Raw genomic sequence first — 20,606 nt, 5'->3', positions numbered from 1 at the left:
TGTCCTCATTTATGTTTATGCTCCACTGAATTTAGCAGAACTGGCGGAAATTGTTATTTATTTTTTCTATGAGGATAAATATTTATCAGCCCGCCTGATTGCGCATGTGATCCCCCACCTTGGCGAACGAGGACTTCAACTGAGTCTTCAATAATTCATCGTTAATTTGCTCATCCAGCGCCATATCCATACACAGCAACCACTGGTCACGCATCTGGGTATTCACCGGGAACGGCGCATGACGCATCCGCAAGCGCGGGTGTCCGTATTCCGCTTCATACAAACCCGGCCCACCGAGCCAGCCGGATAAAAACTTAAAGAGCCGGTCGCGGGCATTTTGCGAATCCTGCGGGTGAATCTTGCGCAACTCCCATGCTTCCGGCAATTCATCCATCAGATCGTAAAAACGATTCACCAAACGCAGCACACCTGCTTCGCCACCGAGCATGTCATAGTGGGTTCTGATCGGTAATTCCATGCATAACCTTGCTTTTCAAGAGATAAAGCCGAAAGTCTACGGTGTTTTTAAGCTCATTCGCATGTAATTTCGCAAATACATTAGAAAATTAACATATTGTCAGTATAATCGCGCCTTTCATGAATTCATTGAGTACCTTAGCTGTGATCCAGAATCTGCGAAACATCGCCATCATCGCCCACGTTGACCACGGGAAAACCACCCTGGTTGATAAATTGTTACAACAGTCCGGCACGTTAGGCGAACGCGCCGACGTAACCGAACGGATGATGGACTCTAACGCGCTGGAGAAAGAGCGCGGCATTACCATCCTGGCGAAAAACACCGCCCTGCGTTGGACCAACCCTGCTGATGGTATCGAATACCGTATCAACATCGTCGACACCCCAGGGCACGCGGACTTCGGCGGCGAAGTCGAACGTGTACTGTCCATGGTTGACTCCGTACTGCTACTGGTTGACGCAGTTGATGGCCCGATGCCACAAACGCGCTTCGTGACTCAAAAAGCCTTCTCCCACGGTTTGAAGCCAATTCTGGTCATCAACAAAATCGACCGCCCCGGCGCTAACCCGCACCGCGTGATGGATCAGGTCTTTGAACTGTTCGACAACCTCGGTGCTACCGACGAACAGCTCGACTTCCCGGTAGTGTACGCGTCTGCCCTGAACGGCTTTGCCGGTCTGGAAGAAACGGTCGACAGCGGCGACATGACCCCGCTGTTCCAGACCATCATCAACAGCGTAGCCGCACCAGACGTTGACCCGAATGCACCGTTCCAGTTGCAGATCAGCCAATTGGACTACAACTCTTACCTCGGCATTATCGGTATCGGCCGCATCAAGCAAGGCCGCGTCAAAACCAATACCCAAGTTAAGGTCATCGATACCGAAGGCAAAATCCGCAACGGTCGCGTACTGAAAATCCTCGGCTTCAACGGTCTTGACCGCGTGGAAGTCAACGAAGCGCAAGCCGGTGACATCATCGCCTTCTCCGGGATGGACGAACTGCACATTTCCGACACCGTGTGTGACCCGGAAAGCGTCGTCGCACTGCCAGCGCTGACCATTGACGAACCGACCGTCACCATGACGTTCCAGGTCAATACTTCACCGTTTGCAGGCAAAGAAGTCAAAACCGGCACCTCTTCACGCCGCCTGAACGAACGTCTGCATCAGGAACTGCTGCATAACGTCGCCTTACGTGTTGAAGAAACCGATGACCCTGAGAAATTCAAAGTTTCCGGTCGTGGCGAACTGCACTTGGGCATCCTGATCGAAAACATGCGCCGTGAAGGCTATGAACTCGCGGTTTCCCGCCCGGAAGTTATCATCCGTGAAGTCGATGGCGTAAAAATGGAACCGTTTGAAAACGTGACCGTTGATATCGAAGAGTCTAGCCAAGGCAAAGTCATGGAAGCACTGGGCGAACGCCGTGCTGAACTGAAAGACATGGCACCGGATGGCAAAGGCCGTGTGCGCCTGGAATACCTGATGCCCGCACGTGGTTTGATCGGCTTCCAAACCGACTTCATGACCATGACTTCTGGTACTGGCTTGATTTACCACGTATTTGACAGCTACGCACCGTTCAAAACCGGCGCGATTGGCAACCGTCACAACGGCGTATTGATTTCCAACGGCACGGGCAAAGCACTGGCTTACGCCCTGTTCAGCCTGCAAGATCGGGGTAAATTGTTCGTTGGTCACACCGAAGAAGTGTATGAAGGTCAGGTCATCGGCATCCATACCCGTGACAACGATCTGGTGGTTAACCCACTGAAAGCCAAGCAGTTGACCAACATCCGTGCTTCCGGTACGGATGAAAACCTGATTCTGGTTCCCGCGATCCGCATGACGCTGGAACAGGCGATGGAATTCATCGACGACGACGAGCTGGTTGAAATCACCCCGAAGAACATCCGTATCCGCAAGCGTTTCCTAGTTGAGCATGAACGCAAGCGTGCGGCGCCGAAGAAAGAGGCGTAAGCCCAATAGAAAAAGGGGTCAACAAGACCCCTTTTTCTATTTAACCTTGAGAGAAAAGGCTTCATTATGAAAAGAATTTTACTCGCGTTAACACTCACCGGATTACTGCAAGGCTGTGCCGTACAAATGGCGAGTACTGCCGTGGGCGTAGTCGCTGGTACTGCGATTGGCGTGGCAAAAGTCCCCTTCCAGGTCGGTGGCGCTGTCGTTGATGTCGTCAGCGGCGACTAATCTCACCCCCTACCCTTTGATCAGTTGCAGGAACTCCTGCCGGGTGCGGCTGTTTTCGCGGAATTCCCCCAGCATCATCGACGTTACCGTGGATGAATGCTGCTTTTGCACCCCACGCATCATCATGCAGAAATGCTGTGCTTCCAGCACCACACCGACCCCGGCTGCGCCAGTGACTTCCTGAATCGCATCGGCAATCTGCTTGGTCATGTTTTCCTGAATCTGCAAACGCCGTGCATACATATCCGTAATCCGGGCAATCTTGGAAAGCCCCAACACTTTGCCTTGTGGCAAGTAAGCGACGTGCGCCTTGCCCACAAACGGCAGCAGGTGGTGTTCGCACAGGGAATAGAACTCGATGTCCTTCACCACCACCATTTCATCATTACTGGAATCAAACACCGCACCGTTCACGATGGCTTCCAACGACTGCTGATAACCTTGGGTCAAAAAGCTGAAGGCTTTTGCCGCGCGTTCCGGGGTTTTTTGCAACCCGTCACGGTTAATATCCTCGCCAATGCTGGTGATGAGGTCGGCGTAGAGCTTGCTAGCATCTGTCATTGTTATTGTCCTGCCTGAATGAATAAAGTCAGACGCAAGGGTAAGCCCTACGCCAACACCTGACAAGTTAAGCCAGCAAACGGAGTGGTATAGGGGCGGTCTACTGTACAATACCGTCTCACTCTCTTTTGTGATTGGCGGGCATAGCGATGACAGGTTCAGCAGAAAAAACTGGGAAAAGTAAATTTTGGAATCGCGAACAAACCTTGGTGGCACTGAATTTATACTGCCAATTACCTTTCGGAAAATTGCACCGAGGCAATCCACTCATTATCAAGACAGCCAAGCTCATTGGGCGCACACCTGATGCCTTAGCCATGAAACTCACCAATTTAGCCAGTCTCGACCCACAAATTACAGCATCTGGCAGAAAAGGTTTATCCGGCTGTTCCAATCTCGACAGGGAAATCTGGGCTGAATTTCAGGAAAATCCTGATACCGTTGGCTACGAAAGTCAGCTACTGATAGACCAATTAGCCCAACAAGACCATGATATTGATGGCTTATCCAGCGAGTCCATACCAAATGTCTTACTACCCAACTTCTTCGCAGAAAATGCCACCGCAACCGTACAAGTCCGCGTCAAACAATCCTTTTTCCGCAAAGCAGTGCTGAGTAGCTATGAAAACCGTTGCTGCATGACTGGCCTCTCCGACCCAAGATTGCTGATCGCAAGCCACATTGTGCCTTGGAGCAAAGACGAACATAACCGTCTGAATCCCCGCAATGGCCTGTGCTTATCCGCGTTACACGACAAGGCTTATGACCGTGGGCTGCTATCAGTAACACCCGATTTTATTGTGCGTGTATCACCCCAGTTGCAAGCGTGTGAAGCCAGCCCTTTCGCACGAGATTACTTGCTGAAATTAGAAGGGACAAGCATTCAACTGCCCAAGAAATTTGCGCCAGTACGTGAGTTTTTGGAACATCACTACACGAAGATCTTCTTGGCGTAACCCACTATCCATAAATCATTTATTGAGTAGTCTCAATGCGTGGACTACACTAGAAAAAAAGGAGCAATCGTCATGTATGCAACCAATGTCCGCGAACTCAAAAAGAACCCATCAGAAGCCATGCGCCAAGCAAGGCAGGCTCCGGTGTTGATTATGAAAGGTGATCAACCAGACTCCCTGCTGGTACATTTGGATGAATCCCTAACCCAGACAGTATCTGGTTTACGCCCCGCTTTGGCTGCCAGCCTGTACCGTGAAGGTCTCATGTCGTTGGGAAAAGCATCCAAGCTCAGCGGTTTGGCAATGAGTGATTTCATCCGACACTTGGGGCACTTGGGAATTGAAATTGTAACGGTTGATGAAACGACCGCCTACGAGGTAAAGGACTTGTCTCCGTGGTTGTCATAATCAGCGATACAGGCCCCTTGCTGGCACTAGCAGGGGTTGATCAGCTCAATATTTTGCAGGAATTATTCAAAACAGTATTGATACCCGAAGCCGTGCAATCAGAATGTATTGCCAAACAAGATAGTGCTGCACAACACATCGAAATAGCCATCCAACAAGGTTGGTTAGAGGTCCGCCAAGCACCATGCCCACAGGATTTTCCCGTCAGTCTTGGGGATGGGGAACAAGAAGCCATGCAATTAGCTACACAACTTCAAAATGCCATGCTGATTATGGATGACCGACTCGCCCGACGTGAAGCCCTTCACCGTAACCTCGCATTCGTTGGTACAGCAAAAATTCTTTGGACTGCGCAACAACGCGGCATTATCCCCAGTGCTGCGTTACTCATTAATGCAATGGCGGCAAACGGCTACCATATTTCTGCCAAGTTACTGGAACAATTCCAGTGACAGGGACACAGGTCAGTCAATTCCCATGTCCCTGCAAATTTAGGCTTTTTCGCGTGCCACCGCACGATACCCAATATCATGGCGGTAATACATACCCTGCCAATCAATCGCCGTCACCAGATCATAGGCTGCGGCCTGCGCTTCCGTGACCGTATTGCCCAAGCCCACGGCACACAGCACCCGCCCCCCATTGGTGACGACCTTGCCATCCTGCTCCGTTGTTCCGGCATGGAACACCTTGCCATCCAGTATCGCCGCCACTTCCAGCCCCACAATCGCATCACCTTTGCGGTAAGCCTCCGGGTAGCCACCGGCAGCGAGTACCACGCCGAGTGACGCACGGCTATCCCATTGCGCCGTTACCTGATCAAGCCGCTCATCCAGCGCCGCGTCCAGCAAGCTGACGAAATCGGATTGCAAGCGCACCATGATTGGCTGGGTTTCCGGGTCGCCAAAACGGCAGTTGAATTCCAGCACTTTTGGCACGCCTTGCGCATTGATCATGACACCCGCGTACAAAAAGCCGGTGTAGGGAATGCCATCCGCCGCCATGCCGCGCACGGTGGGGTAAATCACTTCATTCATGATGCGCTCGTGCATCGCGGGCGTGACCACGGGTGCTGGGGAATAAGCGCCCATGCCGCCGGTATTCGGCCCCTTGTCGCCGTCATCACGCGCCTTGTGGTCTTGAGAACTTGCCATCGCCAGCACATGCTCACCATCCACCATCACGATGAAACTGGCTTCTTCGCCGAGCAAGAATTCCTCGATCACCACGCGGCTGCCCGCTGCACCGAAAGCATTGCCCGCCAGCATGTCATTGACGGCCGCAATCGCCTCCTCTTCGGTCTGCGCCAGAATCACGCCCTTACCCGCCGCCAGTCCGTCAGCCTTCACCACAATCGGCGCACCCATTTTGCGGATGTAAGCCACTGCGGGTTCAATCTCAGTAAAATTGGCGTAATCCGCCGTGGCAATGTGATGCCGTGCCAGAAAATCCTTGGCAAATGCCTTGGAGGATTCCAATTGCGCCGCCTGCTGGGTTGGGCCAAAACAGCGCAAACCTGCCGCGCGGAACTTGTCCACAATGCCCTTGGAAAGCGGCGCTTCCGGCCCCACCACGGTCAGACCGATAGCGTGTTCCTTGGCGTAAGCCACCAGCGCATCCACATCTTCCGCCGCGATCGGCAGGTTGCGCATGTTCGGCTCCAGCGCCGTACCCGCATTGCCGGGGGCAACCAGCACCTCGTTTACTTGCCCGGATTGTGCAATCTTCCATGCCAGCGCATGTTCGCGCCCGCCGCCACCAACTACCAGAACTTTCATGCTTGCTCCCGTTAACTCTTGAAAAATGTACCATTAAAGCGGGATTAGGTAGCCGTTTCAAGCGCTCATGCGTTTAATTAACTGAAGTTGAGGCCGGAATACTCCGTTGAGGCCGGGAAGATAAGGAAATCCGGGAATTGACTTCCTCCCCTTCCTAAAGGAAGGAGATTCCTAATTCATCGAGAACAGGACAACGACACCGAAATGCCATCACCACTAACATTCTCTCCAAAGGCTAACACCGCCAGTCCGGCGGCTAAAATGTTACGTGCTGCATTCACGTCACGGTCGTGGGTTGCGCCACATTCCGGGCATTCCCAAGACCGCACGTCCAGCGGCATGTTTGCTTTCACGAACCCGCAGCCGTTACAGCGTTTGCTGGAAGGAAAGAAACGGTCGATCTCGACATACGTCCTGCCTGCCCAGTGGGCTTTGTACGCCAGTTGGCGGGTAAATTCCCCCCAACTTGCATCGGCAATGTGCTTGGCTAATGTTGGGTGTTTAATCATGTTCTTCACAGCGAGGTTTTCAGCGCAAACGACTTGGTTCTCGTTAATCAGTTTGCGGGACAGCTTGTGCAAGTTGTCCGACCGGCAATCGGAAATTTTCGCGTGAACACGGGCAACTTTGCGTTTGGCTTTCAGCCGATTCTTGCTGCCGAGTTTCTTCTTGGCAAGACGGCGTTGGTACTTCGCCAGTTTAGCCGCGTGTTGGGTGGTGTGGCGGGGATTGCCGGACTTGAAGCCGTCGCTAGTGACGAACAAATCCTTGATGCCCACGTCAATGCCCACCTTTTTATCGGTGACGGGCAGCAGCATGGGGTCAAATTCACACAGGCAAGACACAAAGTAGCGTCCGGCTTGATCTTTAGAAAGGGTAATGGTGGTGGGATCAGAGGGAAGTGGTCGACTCCACTTAATGTTCAGCGGTGTAGCACACTTCGCCAGTTTCAGCTCACCATCACGGTAGCTGAACGCGCGGTAAGTGAATTCAGCCGATTGGCGGTGTTTTTTGGATTTAAAGACAGGGTATTTCGCACGGCCTTCAAAGAAATTCTTAAACCCCGCTTGTTGGTTGCGCAAGCATTGTTGCAGCGGGACACTGGAAACGTCGTTCAGGAAAAGCAGTTCGGGCAGTTTTTTGATAGCGGTAAGCCGCGCATTCGCATCCAAGTAACTGACCTTTTCATTGGCCTGATAGTAAGCATCGGTACGGTAACGCAAGATGCTGTTATACACGTAGCGCACACAACCAAACGTCTGCGCCAGCAACGTTTCTTGTTGTGGGTCTGGGTAGAATCGGAATTGGTAGGCGCGTTTTGCTAGCATAACTCACAGTATAGTTCATACCCTGTGATTTCTGAGTGTTTAATCAAGATAGCTTAACCAAAAAGAGGAGCGAGAAGAGGGTCGGCTAACGCCGACGCGCTATCCCTCCCCGCCCTGAAGGACGGAGTATCTCGCGCAAGATGGATGAACATTATGTACTGTGGACTCCTGCTCATAGCAGCCCTGTTAGGTGGCTGTGGGCAGAAAACATCCCTACCAGTGGTGGACTTACCACCCAACCGTTTAGTAGCAACCGTGTATGCGGTACAAGCTGATGCAGGTAGCATCCCCTGTTACCGCGCCGCGAGCGCCGTTGCGCCCATTGTTACCCACTTGCAAAACCAGCAACACGTTGAGATCGCATCAGCGTCAGGCGGCCTGATAAAGCAGGGTGCAGAATACTGGCTGCGCGTTTACCCACACAGCGGGCAGCCCCCGGCTTGCTACGTCAACATACACCATCTGGTGCCGGTTTCCTGATGCTCTGCTATCCTCAGGGTTTTGCAAAGCAATCAAGACGCATCACCATGAGCAAAACTGTACAAGCCAATAGCCACATCCGTTGGCATTACCGACTGTTCCTTGCCGACGGGCACTTGGTGGAAGCCAGCGAAGACCCCGCTGGCGACATCCTGCAACTGGGGCACGGTGAGATTCACCCCAATCTGGAAAATGCCCTGCTGGGTTTGCCGGAAGGTGAAAAAATTCGCCTGATCATCCTTGCTGATCAAGCCTTCGGGTTTCCCGATCCCGAGGCCATTCAAAGCGTACCGCGCATCCAATTTCCTACCGAACAAGCATTAAGCGAAGGGCAGATCATCAGTTTCAGCCTACCCTCTGGCCAAGAGATTCCTGGGAAAATTTTGGCACTGACAGCCGATAGCGTCAGCGTCGATTTTAACCATCCCTTGGCAGGTCACAATCTCACCTTCGAGTTGGAAATTATGGAAATTGCCTAATAGCGCATCGGCTCAAGTGCAAGATAGAGTAGAAAATCGACGTTAAAACCACTATCGTGGCACCTACCTATTTGTTGCCACACGACGGGAGTACCCATGAGCCTTTCAACCTTGACCCTAACACGCCCGGATGACTGGCATTTGCACTTACGTGATGGGGAAATGCTGGCGGCGGTACTGCCTGATACCGCCAAACGCTTTGCTCGCGCTATTGTCATGCCCAATTTGAATCCGCCGGTACGCACTGTAGCGGATGCCGCCGCTTACCGCGAACGTATCCTTGCCGCACTGCCAACAGGGGTTACGTTTGAACCACTCATGACGCTATACCTGACGGATAACACCCCCCCGACAGAAATCATCAAAGCCAAAGACAGTGGTTTTATCCATGCCGTCAAATACTACCCAGCAGGGGCAACCACCAACTCGAACTCCGGTGTCACGGACATTCGCCGAGTAGAGGCCGCGCTAGAGGCCATGCAAGAAGTGAACTTGCCACTGCTACTCCACGGCGAAGTCACTGATGCCAATATTGATATTTTTGACCGTGAAGCGGTATTCATTGAACGCATTCTTGAGCCACTGCTACAGCGCTTACCGCGCCTACGCGTGGTACTTGAACACATCACCACCAGCCAATCGGCTGCTTTTGTGGCGCAATCATCCGCCAATATTGCCGCCACCCTGACCGCCCACCACTTACTGTATAATCGTAACGCCATGTTTCAGGGCGGCATACGACCTCATGCTTATTGCTTGCCGGTACTTAAACGCGAAACCCACCGTCAAGCACTGATCGCCGCTGCCACCAGTGGCAACCCGCGCTTTTTCCTTGGCACAGACAGTGCTCCGCATCCTCGTCATGCCAAGGAAGCAGCGTGTGGCTGTGCCGGTATCTACAGCGCCCACACCGCTATTGAGCTGTATGCCGAAGTATTTGAGCAGGATGCAGCACTCGACAAACTGGAAGCCTTTGCCAGTTTCCACGGTGCTGACTTCTACGGCCTTCCGCACAATCAAGAGCGCATCACCTTAGTGAAACAACCTTGGACAGTGCCTTCCTTATTGGGCGAGGGCACAGGTGCGATTGTGCCGTTACGGGCAGGTGAGAACATGGTGTGGCAATTAGCTTAATGCCTATCTAGTGTCTGACCGGAAACCCTAAAACCCTTTTCCGATCAAGATGCTACGCCCGTTTTCCTTGCCCTAAGATTTCCCGGAAGCAGGCCAGAAAGCTGCAAAAGCGCCCAAAATAGGGCAAAATAGGGCATCCATCCGCCAAACTTCGCAGGAGACACACGATGCGTGAAGTGATCGCCCGCCAACTTCGCCTGGGTCACGCTGACATCGGCAGGCTGACCTTCAACCCACGTTCGCGGGACGACATCCCGCAGGTGTTGCAAGGGCTGCAATACATTTATGTGACAGACGAACTGCGTGAGGCGGTGTTTGCGGTGCTGGAAAAGCGGGTTCCGGCGGAGGTGGACGCCAGCCGTGGACGCCCCGGCATGGATCTGTGGAATGCGCTGGTGCTGGCGACATTGCGGGTGAACCTGAACTGGGACTATGACCGGCTGCTGGAGATGGCGAACCAGCACCGCAGCATCCGTCAGATGCTGGGGCATGGTTTCTGGGATGATGACGATGAGTACAAGCTGCAAACGGTCAAGGACAACGCCGCTCTGGTGGACGAAGCCAGCCTGCAACGCATCAACCAGTTGGTGGTGGAGGCCGGTCACAAGCTGCTAAAAAAAAAGCCGCGCCGCTGAGCGCCCGTTGTGACTCCTTCGTGGTGGAAAGCAACATCCACTACCCGACCGACATCAACCTGTTGTACGACGCGGTGCGTTGTTCGGTGCGCACGGTGGCCGATTGGTGTGAAGGGCACGGCGACAGCCGCTGGCGGCAATGGCAGTACAATCTCCGCCAGGTGAAGAAAGCCTGCCGTCATGCGCAGAAGCTCAAGCACTCCAGCTCCCAAGACCCGGACAAGCAGGCCACCCGGCAACAGGCCATCCGTGACGCCCACCACACCTACCTGGGCCTGTGCGCCGCGCTGTTGTCGAAAGTGGAGGAAACGGTGGCTGACCTGCCCCTCAGCCTGCTGGACAGCCGGTCGGGCAACGACCTCCAGCGCTGGCTGGGGTACGGGTGGCATCAGGTTGACCTGGTGCGGCGGCGGGTGCTGGACGGGGAAACCATCCCCACGGCGACAAGATCTTCTCCCTCTTCGAGGATTACAGCGAATGGCTCAGCAAGGGCAAAGCCGGTGTGCCGGTGGAGCTGGGCCTGAACGTGTGCGTGATGGAATCGGCTGACGGCTTCATCCTCCACCACCAAGTGATGCAACACTGCCCCGACAGTGAGATTGCCGTGACCATGGTTAAGCAAGCCAAAGCGCTGTTCCCCTCCCTGAGCGCGTGCAGCTTTGACAAGGGGTTCCACTCACCGGCCAACCAGCGCGAACTGGCCGAACTGCTCGACCGGGTGGTGTTGCCGAAAAAGGGCCGCTGGAGCCAGGCGGACACTGCCCGTGAAACCGACCCGGCGTTTGTCCAGGCCAGACGCCAGCACTCAGCGGTGGAATCCGGCATCAACGCACTGGAAGTCCATGGGCTGGACTATTGCCCCGACCGGGGGCTGGAACGCTTCAAGCGCTATGTGGCACTGGCGGTGGTGGGCAGGAACCTGCAAAAGGTCGGGGCCATTTTACAGGCCAGGGCGTTGGAGGCCTTGCAGAAGGATGAACGCCGACGACAGCGCCAAGCCGCCTGAACCACCCCACAACGCCGACCGATGAGGGAAAATGCCGGGAAGGCAGGGCAGCCCCTGCACCGAAGGCAAGCCTGCGCTGCCAGCCATGCCTTGAAACCCAGCGTTTTACCCTCGTGCTTGCCAGAAGGTGGCGGGGAAAACGGCTGCATGGACTAAAATTGGGCACTCGTGGCGGCAGGAAGGCTTTTTCGGTCAGACACTATCTAGTTAATTTTTAAGGCATCAATTCTAAAAATTTCCTGTTTGCCAATATTTGGTTGATGATAAGCCTTATCAAAATCAATAACCAAATTGGTACTATGACAACCATTGCCCATATTTCCGACCTGCATTTTGGCTGTGAAGCACCCATGGTGCGCGAAGGCTTGCTGGAAGCGTTACACCAAGTCAACCCGGACTTGGTGGTGATCAGCGGCGATGTGACCCAACAGGCCAAACGCCGCGAGTTTCAGGCTGCTCATGCCTTTCTCGCAGCACTGCCCTACCCCCATCTGATCGTACCCGGCAACCACGATCTTGTCGAAAACAACTTGCCGGAACGTTTGCTGTTCCCGTGGAAAAAATGGCGGCACTACATTTCCCGCGAACTCGAACCGGTGAAGCAGGATGAAGACTATGTTGCGATAGGGATCAATACTGCCCGCCGTGTCAGTTTGCACCCTGACTGGTCGCGCGGCAGCATCAGCCGTCTGCAAGTGGCACGCATCCAGCGACAACTGCGCACCACCCCGGAAACTAGCCTACGCTTGCTCACCGCACACCACCCGTTCTGGTTACCGCCACTGTTTGCTCATCGCGAACTGGTTAAACGCAGCCAACCGGCTTTACAAGCCTTTCAGTCGCAAGTCGACATTATTCTCAGTGGACATGTACATCTAGCCTACGCGCAAGTGACGCAAGGGGTGATTGTCTCACACGCGGGAACCACACTGTCAAACCGCTTGCTACTGCATCACACCAACAGCTTCAACGTGATTCGGGGTGATCGCGAACGCCTCAGCTTAGAATTGATGGAATGGGGCAACCAACGCTTCCGACTATCACGCCAACAAGTATTTCAGCGGCTGGATGATGGCTGGCATCAGCAGCAGTAGTGGTATGATAATCACCCGATTACCACGACCCTTAAGCGCATGAAACACACCAACGCCACTTACATCGCCCAGACCCGTTGCTGGCTGGAAAACGTCGTCCTCAAGCACAACCTATGCCCGTTTGCCCATAAGCCGTTCAAGGGCGGACAAATCCGTTTCGTTGTCACCGATTCCGCCCGCCCGGAATTCCTGCTGGAAGATTTGCAACACGAACTCGAACAGCTCCGCGCTACCCCAGTGGAAGAAGTGGAAACCACCCTGCTGATCCACCCCGGTACGCTGGAAGATTTCCATGATTATAACGACTTCCTCGATCTGGTGGATGCGCTGCTGGTAGAAGGTGGGTTTGAAGGCGAATTTCAGGTGGCCAGTTTCCACCCCGACTACCAGTTTGACGGCACACGCCCGAAGGATGCGGAAAACTACACCAACCGTTCACCCTGGCCGATGCTGCACCTGATCCGTGAAGACAGTTTAGAGCAAGCTGTTGCCAGTTATCCTGATGTGGATGCTATTCCCGAGCGTAATATCGACACCATGAATACGCTGGGGACAGCACACCACCGCAAGGTGCTGGAAACTTGTTTGCAAACTGGAAAAGCGACTGAATGAAAGACCACATCCACCGTATTCGTGACGAATTACCCGCTGTCCTGCTGTTTCTTGCGGCTATTTGGGGCGTATTCCTGCTGGATCGCGTCCTACCACTGGAACGTTTCGGGCTAATTCCACGTGACTGGGGTGGTTTGATGGGCGTGGTAACCATGCCCTTTTTGCACGCCGATTTCACCCATTTGCTCAACAATACCGTGCCGCTGGCGGTATTGCTGACCTTGCTGGCAGGCTCACGCGCCAATTCACGCACGGCAGTGTTACTGGTCACGGTGTTGGGTGGCGTGTTGCTGTGGCTGTTCGGGCGGGGGCATTCGCTGCACATTGGCGCCAGCGGGCTGGTCTTCGGGCTGGCAGTTTTTCTGATCGTCTCGGGAATTCTGGAAAAGCGCACCGTGCCGCTGCTGGTGAGTATCTTCGTAGCATTTACTTACGGCACGACCTTGCTGGCAGGCATACTACCGTGGCAGCAAGGCGTCTCGTGGGATGGGCATCTGTTCGGGGGTATCGCAGGCGGCTTGGTCGCCTGGTTACTGTTTAGACCGGTACGCCCGACGCGCCAATAGTACGCAAGGCTTTCAGCACATCCAAGCGGGTAATCACCCCAATCACGCGGTTATCATCCAGCACCGGGTAACGGCGGTAGTGGTCATCCATGAACATTTTCGCCACATCAAGGATGTTTTCGTCAGCATCCACGGTGCGGATGTCACGCGACATGCGTTCCCCCACCGTACCGCGCCAACCGGAGTGATAACCAGAACGCAAAGCCACATCAATACAGTCAGTGACAGAAAGGATTCCCACCAGATTCCCAAGGTTATCCACCACCGCGCCACCGAACAAATTACGTTCAGTGAAAATTTTCACGGCTTCACGCATATCCTGCTTCTCATTCAGGGTTGCGAGACGGTTTGACATATAGTCCCGTACCGACAGCGACACATTTGGCATAAATCCTCTCCTCCAAGGTTATTTTGGCATTATTGCTTGAGCATTTGTTTTCTACGCTTCTCACAAGGATTAGAACAGGAACAGTCGCTCTTTGCTATACCGGGAATACTGGAAAGGCCTCCGCAACTGCCTTTTAACACTTTACTGTTAAACAACCAGCCGATAGCCAATCCCAAGACTGCCAACAAAAAAATCAAAAAGGTTAAAAGGAAAATTTCCATTACTATTTACCGTTAATCTTAGTAAATCCGAATATTATCATGCTGCACTGCAAAAATATTTCATCTTGGTGACTTTTAAGATACTATTGCGCTGGGTCATATCTTTGACCCATTTCCTCCTAGCGGTTCGGGGTGGGTATTCCACCCCGCTCTTTACAAGAGAATCAATCACTTGTACTAACCGCCGAAATCATCCAGCAAAATATTTTCACGCTCTACACCAAGATCCAACAAAGTGCGCACCACTGCTGCGTTCATCATTGGCGGGCCACACAAATAATATTCACACTCTTCTGGAGCCGGGTGATCCTTTAAATAATGCTGATAAAGTACGTCATGGATAAACCCAACATACCCTTTCCAATTATCTTCCGGCTGTGGTTCCGATAAGCCCATATGCCAAGTAAAGTTCGGGTTTTCTGCGGCTAACTGGTCAAACTCGTCGACGTAAAACGCTTCACGCAAACTCCGTGCACCATACCAAAATGACATTTTACGGGTACTTTTCAAGCGGCGTAATTGGTCATAAATATGTGAACGCATGGGCGCCATTCCCGCACCACCACCAATGAATACCATTTCATTATCGGTCTTACGGGCGAAAAATTCCCCGAATGGTCCAGAAACCGTCACCTTGTCACCCGGCTTCAGGTTGAAAATATACGACGACATTTTGCCTGCTGGCACATCGTTCTTGCCCGGTGGTGGTGTCGCAATCCGCACATTGAGCATCACAATGTCATCTTCTTCCGGGTAACTGGCCATCGAATAGGCACGCAACACGGGTTCTGTCACATGCGACTCAATATCCCACAGCTTGTACTTGTCCCAGTCATCGCGGAATTTTGGCGGAATATCAAAGCTGGAATACTTCAGGTCATACGGTGGGCATTCGATCTGGATATAACCACCCGCGCGGAAGTCGATCTTCTCGCCCTTGGGCAATTCCACCACCAGTTCCTTGATGAAGGTCGCCTTGTTATCGTTGGAACGCACCGTGCATTCCCACTTTTTCACGCCGAACACATCTTCAGGGACTTCGATCTTCATGTCCTGCTTGACCGACACCTGACACGCCAAACGCTCACCTTCTGCTGCCTGACGACGGTTAATGTGGCCTTCTTCGGTCGGCAGCAACGTACCGCCCCCTTCCAGCACCTTGACACGGCATTGTGCGCACGTACCGCCGCCGCCACAGGCCGACGACACGAACAGCCCTTTTTCCGCCAGCGCCCCCAGTAATTTGCTACCGGGTTTCACCACCAGATCCTTTTCGCCATTCACCAAAATGTGAATATCACCAGTAGCCACCAGCTTGGAACGTGCAAATAAAATGCCGTACACCAAACCAATGATCATCAGGGTAAACAACATTACCCCTAATAAAACGGTTGTCATTGCCCCACTCCTACAACTGGATGCCTGAGAAGGACATGAAGCCCAACGACATCAGCCCTACGGTAATGAAAATAATGCCCAAGCCTTGTAAACCGACTGGGACATCGCTGTATTTGAGGCGTTCACGCACACCTGCGAGCACCACGATAGCCAACATCCAGCTAAAGCCGCTGCCGAAACCGTAGACCACACTTTCGACGAAGGTGTAATCACGTTCCACCATGAACAGCGTACCGCCCAGAATCGCGCAGTTCACTGTAATCAAGGGTAAAAATACCCCCAAGGCTTGGTAGAGGGCTGGCACGTATTTATCCAGCACCATTTCCAGCACCTGCACAATCGCCGCAATCACCGCGATATAACTGATCAGGCCGAGGAAACGCAGATCCACCCCTTGCAACAAGACGCTATCTTTCAAAAATACGTTCAGGATCAGGTTATTGGCAGGCACGGTAATCGCCTGCACAATCACCACGGCAATCCCCAAACCCACCGCTGTTTCGATCTTTTTGGAGATGGCGATGAACGTACACATCCCCAAAAAGAAGGTCAGTGCCATGTTCTCAATGAACACGGACTTGATGAATAGACTTAATAACGCTTCCATATCAACGATTCCCCAAGCCATGTTTCTCGTGAATCTTGAAGTCATGGACTTCGCACTGTTCCGGGTGTTTGGTGCGGATAATCCAGATCAACATCCCGATGATAAAGAAGGCGCTAGGCGGTAACAGCATCAGGCCATTCGGCACATACCAGCCACCGTTCTTGGTCAGCGCAAGGATTTCATAGCCCAGCAAAGAACCAGAACCGGACAGCTCACGAATCACCGCCACCACGATCAGGATCAGGCTATAACCCAAGCCATTGCCAATACCATCGAGGAAACTCATCCCCACCGGGTTCTGCATGGCGTAAGCTTCAGCACGCCCCATGACGATACAGTTGGTGATGATCAGGCCGACGAAAACCGACAACTGTTTCGCCGTATCAAAGGCATAAGCTTTCATCAACTGGTCAACCACAATCACCAGCGAGGCAATGATGGTCATCTGTACAATAATGCGGATACTGCCAGGAATGTGGTGGCGAATGGCACTGATGGAAGCATTCGAAAATGCCGTGACCGTGGTCAACGCTGCCGCCATCAACAAGGCGGTTTTCAGGGAACTGGTGACAGCCAGTGCTGAACAGATACCCAGAATTTGCAAGGTAATCGGATTATTCGCCACCAAAGGGCTAGCAATCACATTACGGACTGCACTGTTCATGAAGCACCTCCCGGAAGACTTGTGCGGAATTGTTGCAGGTAAGGGCCAAAACCGTTCTCACCCAACCAGAAGTGCAGCAGGTTATCCACCCCACGGCTGGTCAGGGTTGCACCGGAAAGCGCATCCACTTCATGTAACGCTTTCGGGTCGCCATCGGGAGCAGCACCTTTCATGACGCGAATGGCCACTTGCCCGTCAGCATTGAAAACCTGCTTGCCCGGCCATTTGGCTTTCCATGCCGGATTATCGACTTCACCGCCCAGACCGGGGGTTTCAGCGTGTTCATAGAACCCCATGCCCACGACGGTATTCGCATCAGATTTCAGTGCGAGGAAACCGTACAAGGTTGACCACAAACCGTAACCGTGGATCGGCAGGATGACTTTTTCTACCTTGCCTTGCGGGTCTTTCACCAGATACACCGTGGCGTATTTGGCGCGGCGCTTGATCGAGGCAATATCCTGTTCCTTGGTCAGCACCACGTTTTGCTTGGGGTCTACCGAAGCCGCACGCGCATCGAAGGTATTAGGATCAATGCCATCCACGTATTGCCCGGTTTGCAAATCGACTACTTTAGCTTCCACTTGTTTGAAAGCCTCTTCCACCGACTGACCGGGTTTCTCCAAGCCTGCGATTTGCAGGATATTGCGTTTTTTGTACAGCAGCTTGTTCACATCCTGTACCGGCTTCAAAGCCACCGCCGCCGTGGATACCGCAATGGAACACACCAAACACAATACCAAAGCAACCCCAATGGTTTTCACCTTACTGTCATTGGGCAATGCCAGAAATTGCTGAACCTTATTCATGATTTAGCCTCCCCAGCAGCCTGACGCTTGAGGCGGCGCTTGATATTGGCTTTCATCACCGCGTAATCCATCAACGGCGCAAACATATTGGCAAACAGGATGGCAAGCATCATGCCTTCCGGGAACGCCGGGTTGACCACACGGATCAGGATAACCATCACGCCGATCAGCACCCCGTACCACCAGCGCCCGCTATCGGTATGCGCCGCTGTTACCGGGTCAGTCGCCATGAACATCATACCGAATGCAAACCCACCCGTGACCAAATGCCAGTACCACGGCATCGCAAACATCGGGTTGGTGTCACTGCCAATGGTATTGAACATAATCGTCGTCATGATCATGCCGAACATCACCCCGGACACAATTCGCCAGTTGGCAATTTTGGTGAACAACAGGAACGCCCCACCAATAAAGATCGCCAGCGCCGAAGTTTCACCCAAAGAACCGGGTTCGATACCGATGAAAGCATCCCACCAGCTCAGCCCGCTGTTTGCCACGGCTTGCATACCGCCGGTCGCGGCGGTTGCCAGGGTGGTTGCACCGGAATAGCCATCCACTGCCACCCATACCGAGTCACCGGACATGAAGGCCGGGTAAGCAAAGAACAGGAACGCACGCCCTGCCAGTGCCGGGTTAATGAAGTTTTTACCCGTACCCCCGAACACTTCCTTACCAAGAATAACCCCGAAGAGGATACCCATCCCCACCATCCACAACGGAATGTCCGGCGGCAGGATCAAGGAATACAGAATCGAGGTGACAAAGAAACCTTCGTTGACCTCATGCCCACGCACCAGCGCAAACACCACTTCCGCGATCCCACCCACAATGAAGGTGGTCATGTACACCGGCAGGAAATACAGTAACCCGTGAAAGAAGTTATCGAAAAAGCTCTTCGGGTCGTAGCCGATCATATCCATGATCACCCCACGCCAGCCTTCCGCGTGTTCCAGCCCCATGCCTTGCATTGCCAGATTCGCTTGATAGCCTGTATTGAAACAAGCCATGAACATCACCGGGAAAGTGGCTAGCCATACATACCCCATCACCCGTTTCAGGTCGAGTGCATCGCGCACATGCGGCGCACCGATAGTACGGTTGGGTGGGCTGTACAACAGGGTATCGACCATTTCAAACAGGCCGTAGTACTTGTGATATTTACCGCCACGGGCGAACTTGGGTTCGACCTTATCCAGTAAGCGGCGCAGTTTATCTGACATGGTTACTCCCCCTTTTCCAGCATTCGCAGGCATTCGCGCAAGGCGGGGCCGTATTCGTATTTGCTGTGGCACACAAACGTACACAGCGCGAGGTCGTCCTCATCCAGTTCCAACGCACCAAGCTGTTGCGCCATCACCGTGTCACGTACTAGCAAGGAACGCAGCAATTGCGTCGGCAAAATATCCAGCGGCATCACTTCCTCGTAATTGCCCAGCGGCACCATTGCCCGATGGCTACCATTCTGCGTGGTGGTCATGGCAAAAGACTGACCGCGCAAACTGGGGCGCAAGAACACATTAAACAGGGAAAACTGTTTTAGCAGCGGATTCAACCAGTGCATAAACACACGCGACTGGCCTTCCGCCACCACCGCCACTTGTACGGTGTAACGCCCCAGATACGCACTCCAGCCCGCTGCACGGAAACCCGACAGCAAAGAACCGGCGATGACGCGGCAAGCTTGGCAATCCAGTTGCCCATCCACAATATCATCCGTGCTCGCTCCCATGCGGGTACGAATCAGACGCGGCTTCAGCACCGTGGGTCCCGCCAGGGAAATAATGCGATTCACGTACAGCTTACCGGTGGTAAACAGTTTGCCAATAGCAATCACATCCTGATGGCCGATATGCCACACGGTTTTGTGCTCGCTTACTGGGTCAAGGAAGTGGATGTGCGTACCCGGCAAACCTGCCGGATGCAGCCCCGCAAAGCCGGTGTAGGTCACATTACTGGCTTCAAAACGCGGTATGTCCGCACCGTCCTTGTAATTGACGAATACCTTAGGCGCCAGCTTGCTCAGCAGTTGCAAACCTTGCTGGAAGGCTTCGCGTTCCTCACTGATAACCACCATCGGGTCGGCAGCCATCGCATAAGTATCGATAGCGGTGACGAAAATGGAAGCGGGTGTACTGTCAGCTTTAGGAACTTTGCTGTAAGGGCGAGTACGGAAGGCAATCCACTGCCCGGAATCCAGCAATTGCTGCCGAATAGTAGCGGCATCGAGAGTCGACAATTGTGCGGGGGTATAAGCGGGGAAGGTAATGTCTTCTTCATCATCATCCAGCGCAATGACGACCGAGTTCAACACCCGTTTCGCCCCCCGGTTAATCTTTTTGACCACACCGCCGCCCGGTGAGGTGAAATTTACGCCCGGACTCTTGCGGTCAGTGAACAGGACTTGTCCACGTTTTACCCGATCCCCTTCCTGAACCTGCAACGCGGGGCGCAAGTCGTGGAAGTCTCGCCCCAATACGGCAACCGTCTGGGGGGCAGGATGTGCATAAACCGCTTGTTCCGGCTTTCCCGCGATGGGTAAATCCAGACCTTTACTGATTTTCATGTGCTGCAACAACGCTCTTGAGGAGAAATGCGCCCGCACCCTAAGCAGACGCTAAAGATTGCGAATTATCATTAAATGTCGACAATGTTGCAAGCGAACACGCGAAATAATGCCATATTCTGCATTTGCGTATCAGTAAGTGTCAGCACTTTACACTAACGGGCGCAGCACAAAGCACGACAGCAAGGACAATTGCAATTACCAGCGGCCTGTTACACACTT

23 protein-coding genes and 1 pseudogene are annotated in these 20,606 nt (G+C 53.2%); 12 read left to right on the top strand and 12 right to left on the bottom strand.

Annotated features, from left to right (window positions below; translation table 11 throughout):
- Positions 1 to 85: 85 nt before the first annotated feature.
- A complete protein-coding gene (locus J9253_RS18690) occupies positions 86 to 478 on the bottom strand; it encodes a group II truncated hemoglobin (RefSeq protein ID WP_210222360.1) in 393 nt (130 codons plus the stop codon).
- A 143-nt stretch (positions 479 to 621) separates the two neighbouring features.
- Here J9253_RS18690 and typA point away from each other — a divergent pair, with 143 nt between their 5' ends.
- Positions 622 to 2,463: a translational GTPase TypA gene (gene typA, locus J9253_RS18685; protein WP_210224668.1), complete on the top strand. Its 1,842-nt coding sequence runs from the start codon at positions 622 to 624 to the stop codon at positions 2,461 to 2,463.
- Between the two features lie 66 nt (positions 2,464 to 2,529).
- The gene (locus J9253_RS18680) at positions 2,530 to 2,694 is read left to right on the top strand and encodes a hypothetical protein (protein ID WP_210222359.1); all 165 of its coding nucleotides are present in this window, start codon (positions 2,530 to 2,532) and stop codon (positions 2,692 to 2,694) included.
- Positions 2,695 to 2,703: 9 nt separating this feature from the next.
- On the opposite strand, the gene folE is transcribed toward J9253_RS18680, so the two are convergent.
- Positions 2,704 to 3,255 carry a GTP cyclohydrolase I FolE gene (gene folE, locus J9253_RS18675; protein WP_210222358.1) on the bottom strand — a complete coding sequence of 184 codons (552 nt, stop codon included), beginning with the start codon at positions 3,253 to 3,255 and terminating at the stop codon, positions 2,704 to 2,706.
- A 317-nt stretch (positions 3,256 to 3,572) separates the two neighbouring features.
- Here folE and J9253_RS18670 point away from each other — a divergent pair, with 317 nt between their 5' ends.
- The 3 genes from J9253_RS18670 to J9253_RS18660 all read left to right on the top strand — a co-directional run bounded on the left by J9253_RS18670 (position 3,573) and on the right by J9253_RS18660 (position 5,071).
- A complete protein-coding gene (locus tag J9253_RS18670; protein ID WP_210222357.1) occupies positions 3,573 to 4,211 on the top strand; it encodes an HNH endonuclease in 639 nt (212 codons plus the stop codon).
- Positions 4,212 to 4,283: 72 nt separating this feature from the next.
- Positions 4,284 to 4,619 carry a UPF0175 family protein gene (locus J9253_RS18665; RefSeq protein WP_210222356.1) on the top strand — a complete coding sequence of 112 codons (336 nt, stop codon included), beginning with the start codon at positions 4,284 to 4,286 and terminating at the stop codon, positions 4,617 to 4,619.
- Positions 4,607 to 5,071, top strand: a complete 465-nt coding sequence (locus J9253_RS18660) for a DUF3368 domain-containing protein (RefSeq protein ID WP_210222355.1) — start codon at positions 4,607 to 4,609, stop codon at positions 5,069 to 5,071. The genes J9253_RS18665 and J9253_RS18660 overlap by 13 nt, the downstream gene beginning before the upstream one ends.
- A 39-nt stretch (positions 5,072 to 5,110) precedes the next feature.
- Here J9253_RS18660 and purD read toward each other — a convergent pair whose 3' ends face one another.
- Positions 5,111 to 6,397, bottom strand: a complete 1,287-nt coding sequence (purD, locus tag J9253_RS18655; protein WP_210222354.1) for a phosphoribosylamine--glycine ligase — start codon at positions 6,395 to 6,397, stop codon at positions 5,111 to 5,113.
- Positions 6,398 to 6,573: 176 nt separating this feature from the next.
- The gene (locus tag J9253_RS18650) at positions 6,574 to 7,725 is read right to left on the bottom strand and encodes an RNA-guided endonuclease InsQ/TnpB family protein (protein ID WP_210222353.1); all 1,152 of its coding nucleotides are present in this window, start codon (positions 7,723 to 7,725) and stop codon (positions 6,574 to 6,576) included.
- A 153-nt stretch (positions 7,726 to 7,878) separates the two neighbouring features.
- Here J9253_RS18650 and J9253_RS18645 point away from each other — a divergent pair, with 153 nt between their 5' ends.
- The 7 genes and pseudogenes from J9253_RS18645 (at position 7,879) to J9253_RS18615 (ending at position 13,731) form a co-directional block, all read left to right on the top strand.
- The gene (locus J9253_RS18645; RefSeq protein WP_210222352.1) at positions 7,879 to 8,205 is read left to right on the top strand and encodes a hypothetical protein; all 327 of its coding nucleotides are present in this window, start codon (positions 7,879 to 7,881) and stop codon (positions 8,203 to 8,205) included.
- Between the two features lie 47 nt (positions 8,206 to 8,252).
- Positions 8,253 to 8,684: an FKBP-type peptidyl-prolyl cis-trans isomerase gene (locus tag J9253_RS18640; protein WP_210222351.1), complete on the top strand. Its 432-nt coding sequence runs from the start codon at positions 8,253 to 8,255 to the stop codon at positions 8,682 to 8,684.
- A gap of 96 nt (positions 8,685 to 8,780) precedes the next feature.
- Positions 8,781 to 9,818: a dihydroorotase gene (gene pyrC, locus J9253_RS18635; protein WP_210222350.1), complete on the top strand. Its 1,038-nt coding sequence runs from the start codon at positions 8,781 to 8,783 to the stop codon at positions 9,816 to 9,818.
- Positions 9,819 to 9,985: 167 nt separating this feature from the next.
- Positions 9,986 to 11,459: pseudogene (locus J9253_RS18630) on the top strand (ISNCY family transposase).
- A 299-nt stretch (positions 11,460 to 11,758) separates the two neighbouring features.
- Positions 11,759 to 12,553, top strand: coding sequence for a metallophosphoesterase family protein (locus J9253_RS18625; protein ID WP_210222349.1), 795 nt, complete (start codon positions 11,759 to 11,761; stop codon positions 12,551 to 12,553).
- Between the two features lie 39 nt (positions 12,554 to 12,592).
- The gene (locus J9253_RS18620; protein WP_210222348.1) at positions 12,593 to 13,165 is read left to right on the top strand and encodes a DUF1415 domain-containing protein; all 573 of its coding nucleotides are present in this window, start codon (positions 12,593 to 12,595) and stop codon (positions 13,163 to 13,165) included.
- The gene (locus J9253_RS18615) at positions 13,162 to 13,731 is read left to right on the top strand and encodes a rhomboid family intramembrane serine protease (RefSeq protein WP_210222347.1); all 570 of its coding nucleotides are present in this window, start codon (positions 13,162 to 13,164) and stop codon (positions 13,729 to 13,731) included. Before J9253_RS18620 ends, J9253_RS18615 begins: the two co-directional genes overlap by 4 nt.
- Here J9253_RS18615 and J9253_RS18610 read toward each other — a convergent pair.
- The 8 genes from J9253_RS18610 to J9253_RS18575 all read right to left on the bottom strand — a co-directional run bounded on the left by J9253_RS18610 (position 13,703) and on the right by J9253_RS18575 (position 20,384).
- Entirely contained in the window at positions 13,703 to 14,119 is a 417-nt protein-coding gene (locus tag J9253_RS18610; protein ID WP_210222346.1) for a CBS domain-containing protein, read from the bottom strand. The genes J9253_RS18615 and J9253_RS18610 overlap by 29 nt on opposite strands.
- Before the next feature lie 29 nt (positions 14,120 to 14,148).
- Positions 14,149 to 14,340, bottom strand: coding sequence for a (Na+)-NQR maturation NqrM (gene nqrM, locus J9253_RS18605; protein WP_084260462.1), 192 nt, complete (start codon positions 14,338 to 14,340; stop codon positions 14,149 to 14,151).
- A 177-nt stretch (positions 14,341 to 14,517) separates the two neighbouring features.
- The gene (nqrF, locus tag J9253_RS18600) at positions 14,518 to 15,738 is read right to left on the bottom strand and encodes an NADH:ubiquinone reductase (Na(+)-transporting) subunit F (protein WP_210222345.1); all 1,221 of its coding nucleotides are present in this window, start codon (positions 15,736 to 15,738) and stop codon (positions 14,518 to 14,520) included.
- A 10-nt stretch (positions 15,739 to 15,748) separates the two neighbouring features.
- Entirely contained in the window at positions 15,749 to 16,345 is a 597-nt protein-coding gene (gene nqrE / locus J9253_RS18595; protein WP_210222344.1) for an NADH:ubiquinone reductase (Na(+)-transporting) subunit E, read from the bottom strand.
- A 1-nt stretch (position 16,346) separates the two neighbouring features.
- A complete protein-coding gene (locus tag J9253_RS18590) occupies positions 16,347 to 17,009 on the bottom strand; it encodes an NADH:ubiquinone reductase (Na(+)-transporting) subunit D (protein WP_210222343.1) in 663 nt (220 codons plus the stop codon).
- Complete coding sequence (locus tag J9253_RS18585; protein WP_210222342.1) at positions 17,006 to 17,818, bottom strand: Na(+)-translocating NADH-quinone reductase subunit C; 813 nt, start codon at positions 17,816 to 17,818, stop codon at positions 17,006 to 17,008. The genes J9253_RS18590 and J9253_RS18585 overlap by 4 nt, the downstream gene beginning before the upstream one ends.
- Positions 17,815 to 19,041 (bottom strand): NADH:ubiquinone reductase (Na(+)-transporting) subunit B, encoded by a 1,227-nt coding sequence (locus tag J9253_RS18580; protein WP_210222341.1) that lies wholly within the window; start codon positions 19,039 to 19,041, stop codon positions 17,815 to 17,817. Before J9253_RS18580 ends, J9253_RS18585 begins: the two co-directional genes overlap by 4 nt.
- Before the next feature lie 2 nt (positions 19,042 to 19,043).
- On the bottom strand, positions 19,044 to 20,384 hold the full coding sequence (locus J9253_RS18575) for a Na(+)-translocating NADH-quinone reductase subunit A (RefSeq protein WP_210222340.1): 1,341 nt from the start codon (positions 20,382 to 20,384) through the stop codon (positions 19,044 to 19,046).
- Between the last annotated feature and the right edge of the window lie 222 nt (positions 20,385 to 20,606).

Source organism: Thiothrix litoralis, from assembly GCF_017901135.1.
In the GTDB taxonomy this organism is placed as follows: domain Bacteria; phylum Pseudomonadota; class Gammaproteobacteria; order Thiotrichales; family Thiotrichaceae; genus Thiothrix; species Thiothrix litoralis.
The sequence above is the reverse complement of the archived record's forward strand: the minus strand, read 5'-3'. Positions and strand labels throughout refer to the sequence as shown.

Excerpts from the sequence above, each read along its gene's own strand:
- purD (WP_210222354.1), bottom strand. The coding sequence starts at position 6,397 with ATGAAAGTTCTGGTAGTTGGTGGCGGCGGGCGCGAACATGCGCTGGCA.
- J9253_RS18640 (WP_210222351.1), top strand. The coding sequence starts at position 8,253 with ATGAGCAAAACTGTACAAGCCAATAGCCACATCCGTTGGCATTACCGA.
- pyrC (WP_210222350.1), top strand. The coding sequence starts at position 8,781 with ATGAGCCTTTCAACCTTGACCCTAACACGCCCGGATGACTGGCATTTG.
- J9253_RS18575 (WP_210222340.1), bottom strand. The coding sequence starts at position 20,384 with ATGAAAATCAGTAAAGGTCTGGATTTACCCATCGCGGGAAAGCCGGAA.
- nqrF (WP_210222345.1), bottom strand. The coding sequence starts at position 15,738 with ATGACAACCGTTTTATTAGGGGTAATGTTGTTTACCCTGATGATCATT.
- J9253_RS18625 (WP_210222349.1), top strand. The coding sequence starts at position 11,759 with ATGACAACCATTGCCCATATTTCCGACCTGCATTTTGGCTGTGAAGCA.
- J9253_RS18590 (WP_210222343.1), bottom strand. The coding sequence starts at position 17,009 with ATGAACAGTGCAGTCCGTAATGTGATTGCTAGCCCTTTGGTGGCGAAT.
- J9253_RS18680 (WP_210222359.1), top strand. The coding sequence starts at position 2,530 with ATGAAAAGAATTTTACTCGCGTTAACACTCACCGGATTACTGCAAGGC.
- nqrE (WP_210222344.1), bottom strand. The coding sequence starts at position 16,345 with ATGGAAGCGTTATTAAGTCTATTCATCAAGTCCGTGTTCATTGAGAAC.
- J9253_RS18645 (WP_210222352.1), top strand. The coding sequence starts at position 7,879 with ATGTACTGTGGACTCCTGCTCATAGCAGCCCTGTTAGGTGGCTGTGGG.
- nqrM (WP_084260462.1), bottom strand. The coding sequence starts at position 14,340 with ATGGAAATTTTCCTTTTAACCTTTTTGATTTTTTTGTTGGCAGTCTTG.
- J9253_RS18585 (WP_210222342.1), bottom strand. The coding sequence starts at position 17,818 with ATGAATAAGGTTCAGCAATTTCTGGCATTGCCCAATGACAGTAAGGTG.
- J9253_RS18620 (WP_210222348.1), top strand. The coding sequence starts at position 12,593 with ATGAAACACACCAACGCCACTTACATCGCCCAGACCCGTTGCTGGCTG.
- J9253_RS18690 (WP_210222360.1), bottom strand. The coding sequence starts at position 478 with ATGGAATTACCGATCAGAACCCACTATGACATGCTCGGTGGCGAAGCA.
- J9253_RS18650 (WP_210222353.1), bottom strand. The coding sequence starts at position 7,725 with ATGCTAGCAAAACGCGCCTACCAATTCCGATTCTACCCAGACCCACAA.
- J9253_RS18610 (WP_210222346.1), bottom strand. The coding sequence starts at position 14,119 with ATGCCAAATGTGTCGCTGTCGGTACGGGACTATATGTCAAACCGTCTC.
- J9253_RS18580 (WP_210222341.1), bottom strand. The coding sequence starts at position 19,041 with ATGTCAGATAAACTGCGCCGCTTACTGGATAAGGTCGAACCCAAGTTC.
- folE (WP_210222358.1), bottom strand. The coding sequence starts at position 3,255 with ATGACAGATGCTAGCAAGCTCTACGCCGACCTCATCACCAGCATTGGC.
- J9253_RS18670 (WP_210222357.1), top strand. The coding sequence starts at position 3,573 with ATGAAACTCACCAATTTAGCCAGTCTCGACCCACAAATTACAGCATCT.
- J9253_RS18615 (WP_210222347.1), top strand. The coding sequence starts at position 13,162 with ATGAAAGACCACATCCACCGTATTCGTGACGAATTACCCGCTGTCCTG.
- J9253_RS18665 (WP_210222356.1), top strand. The coding sequence starts at position 4,284 with ATGTATGCAACCAATGTCCGCGAACTCAAAAAGAACCCATCAGAAGCC.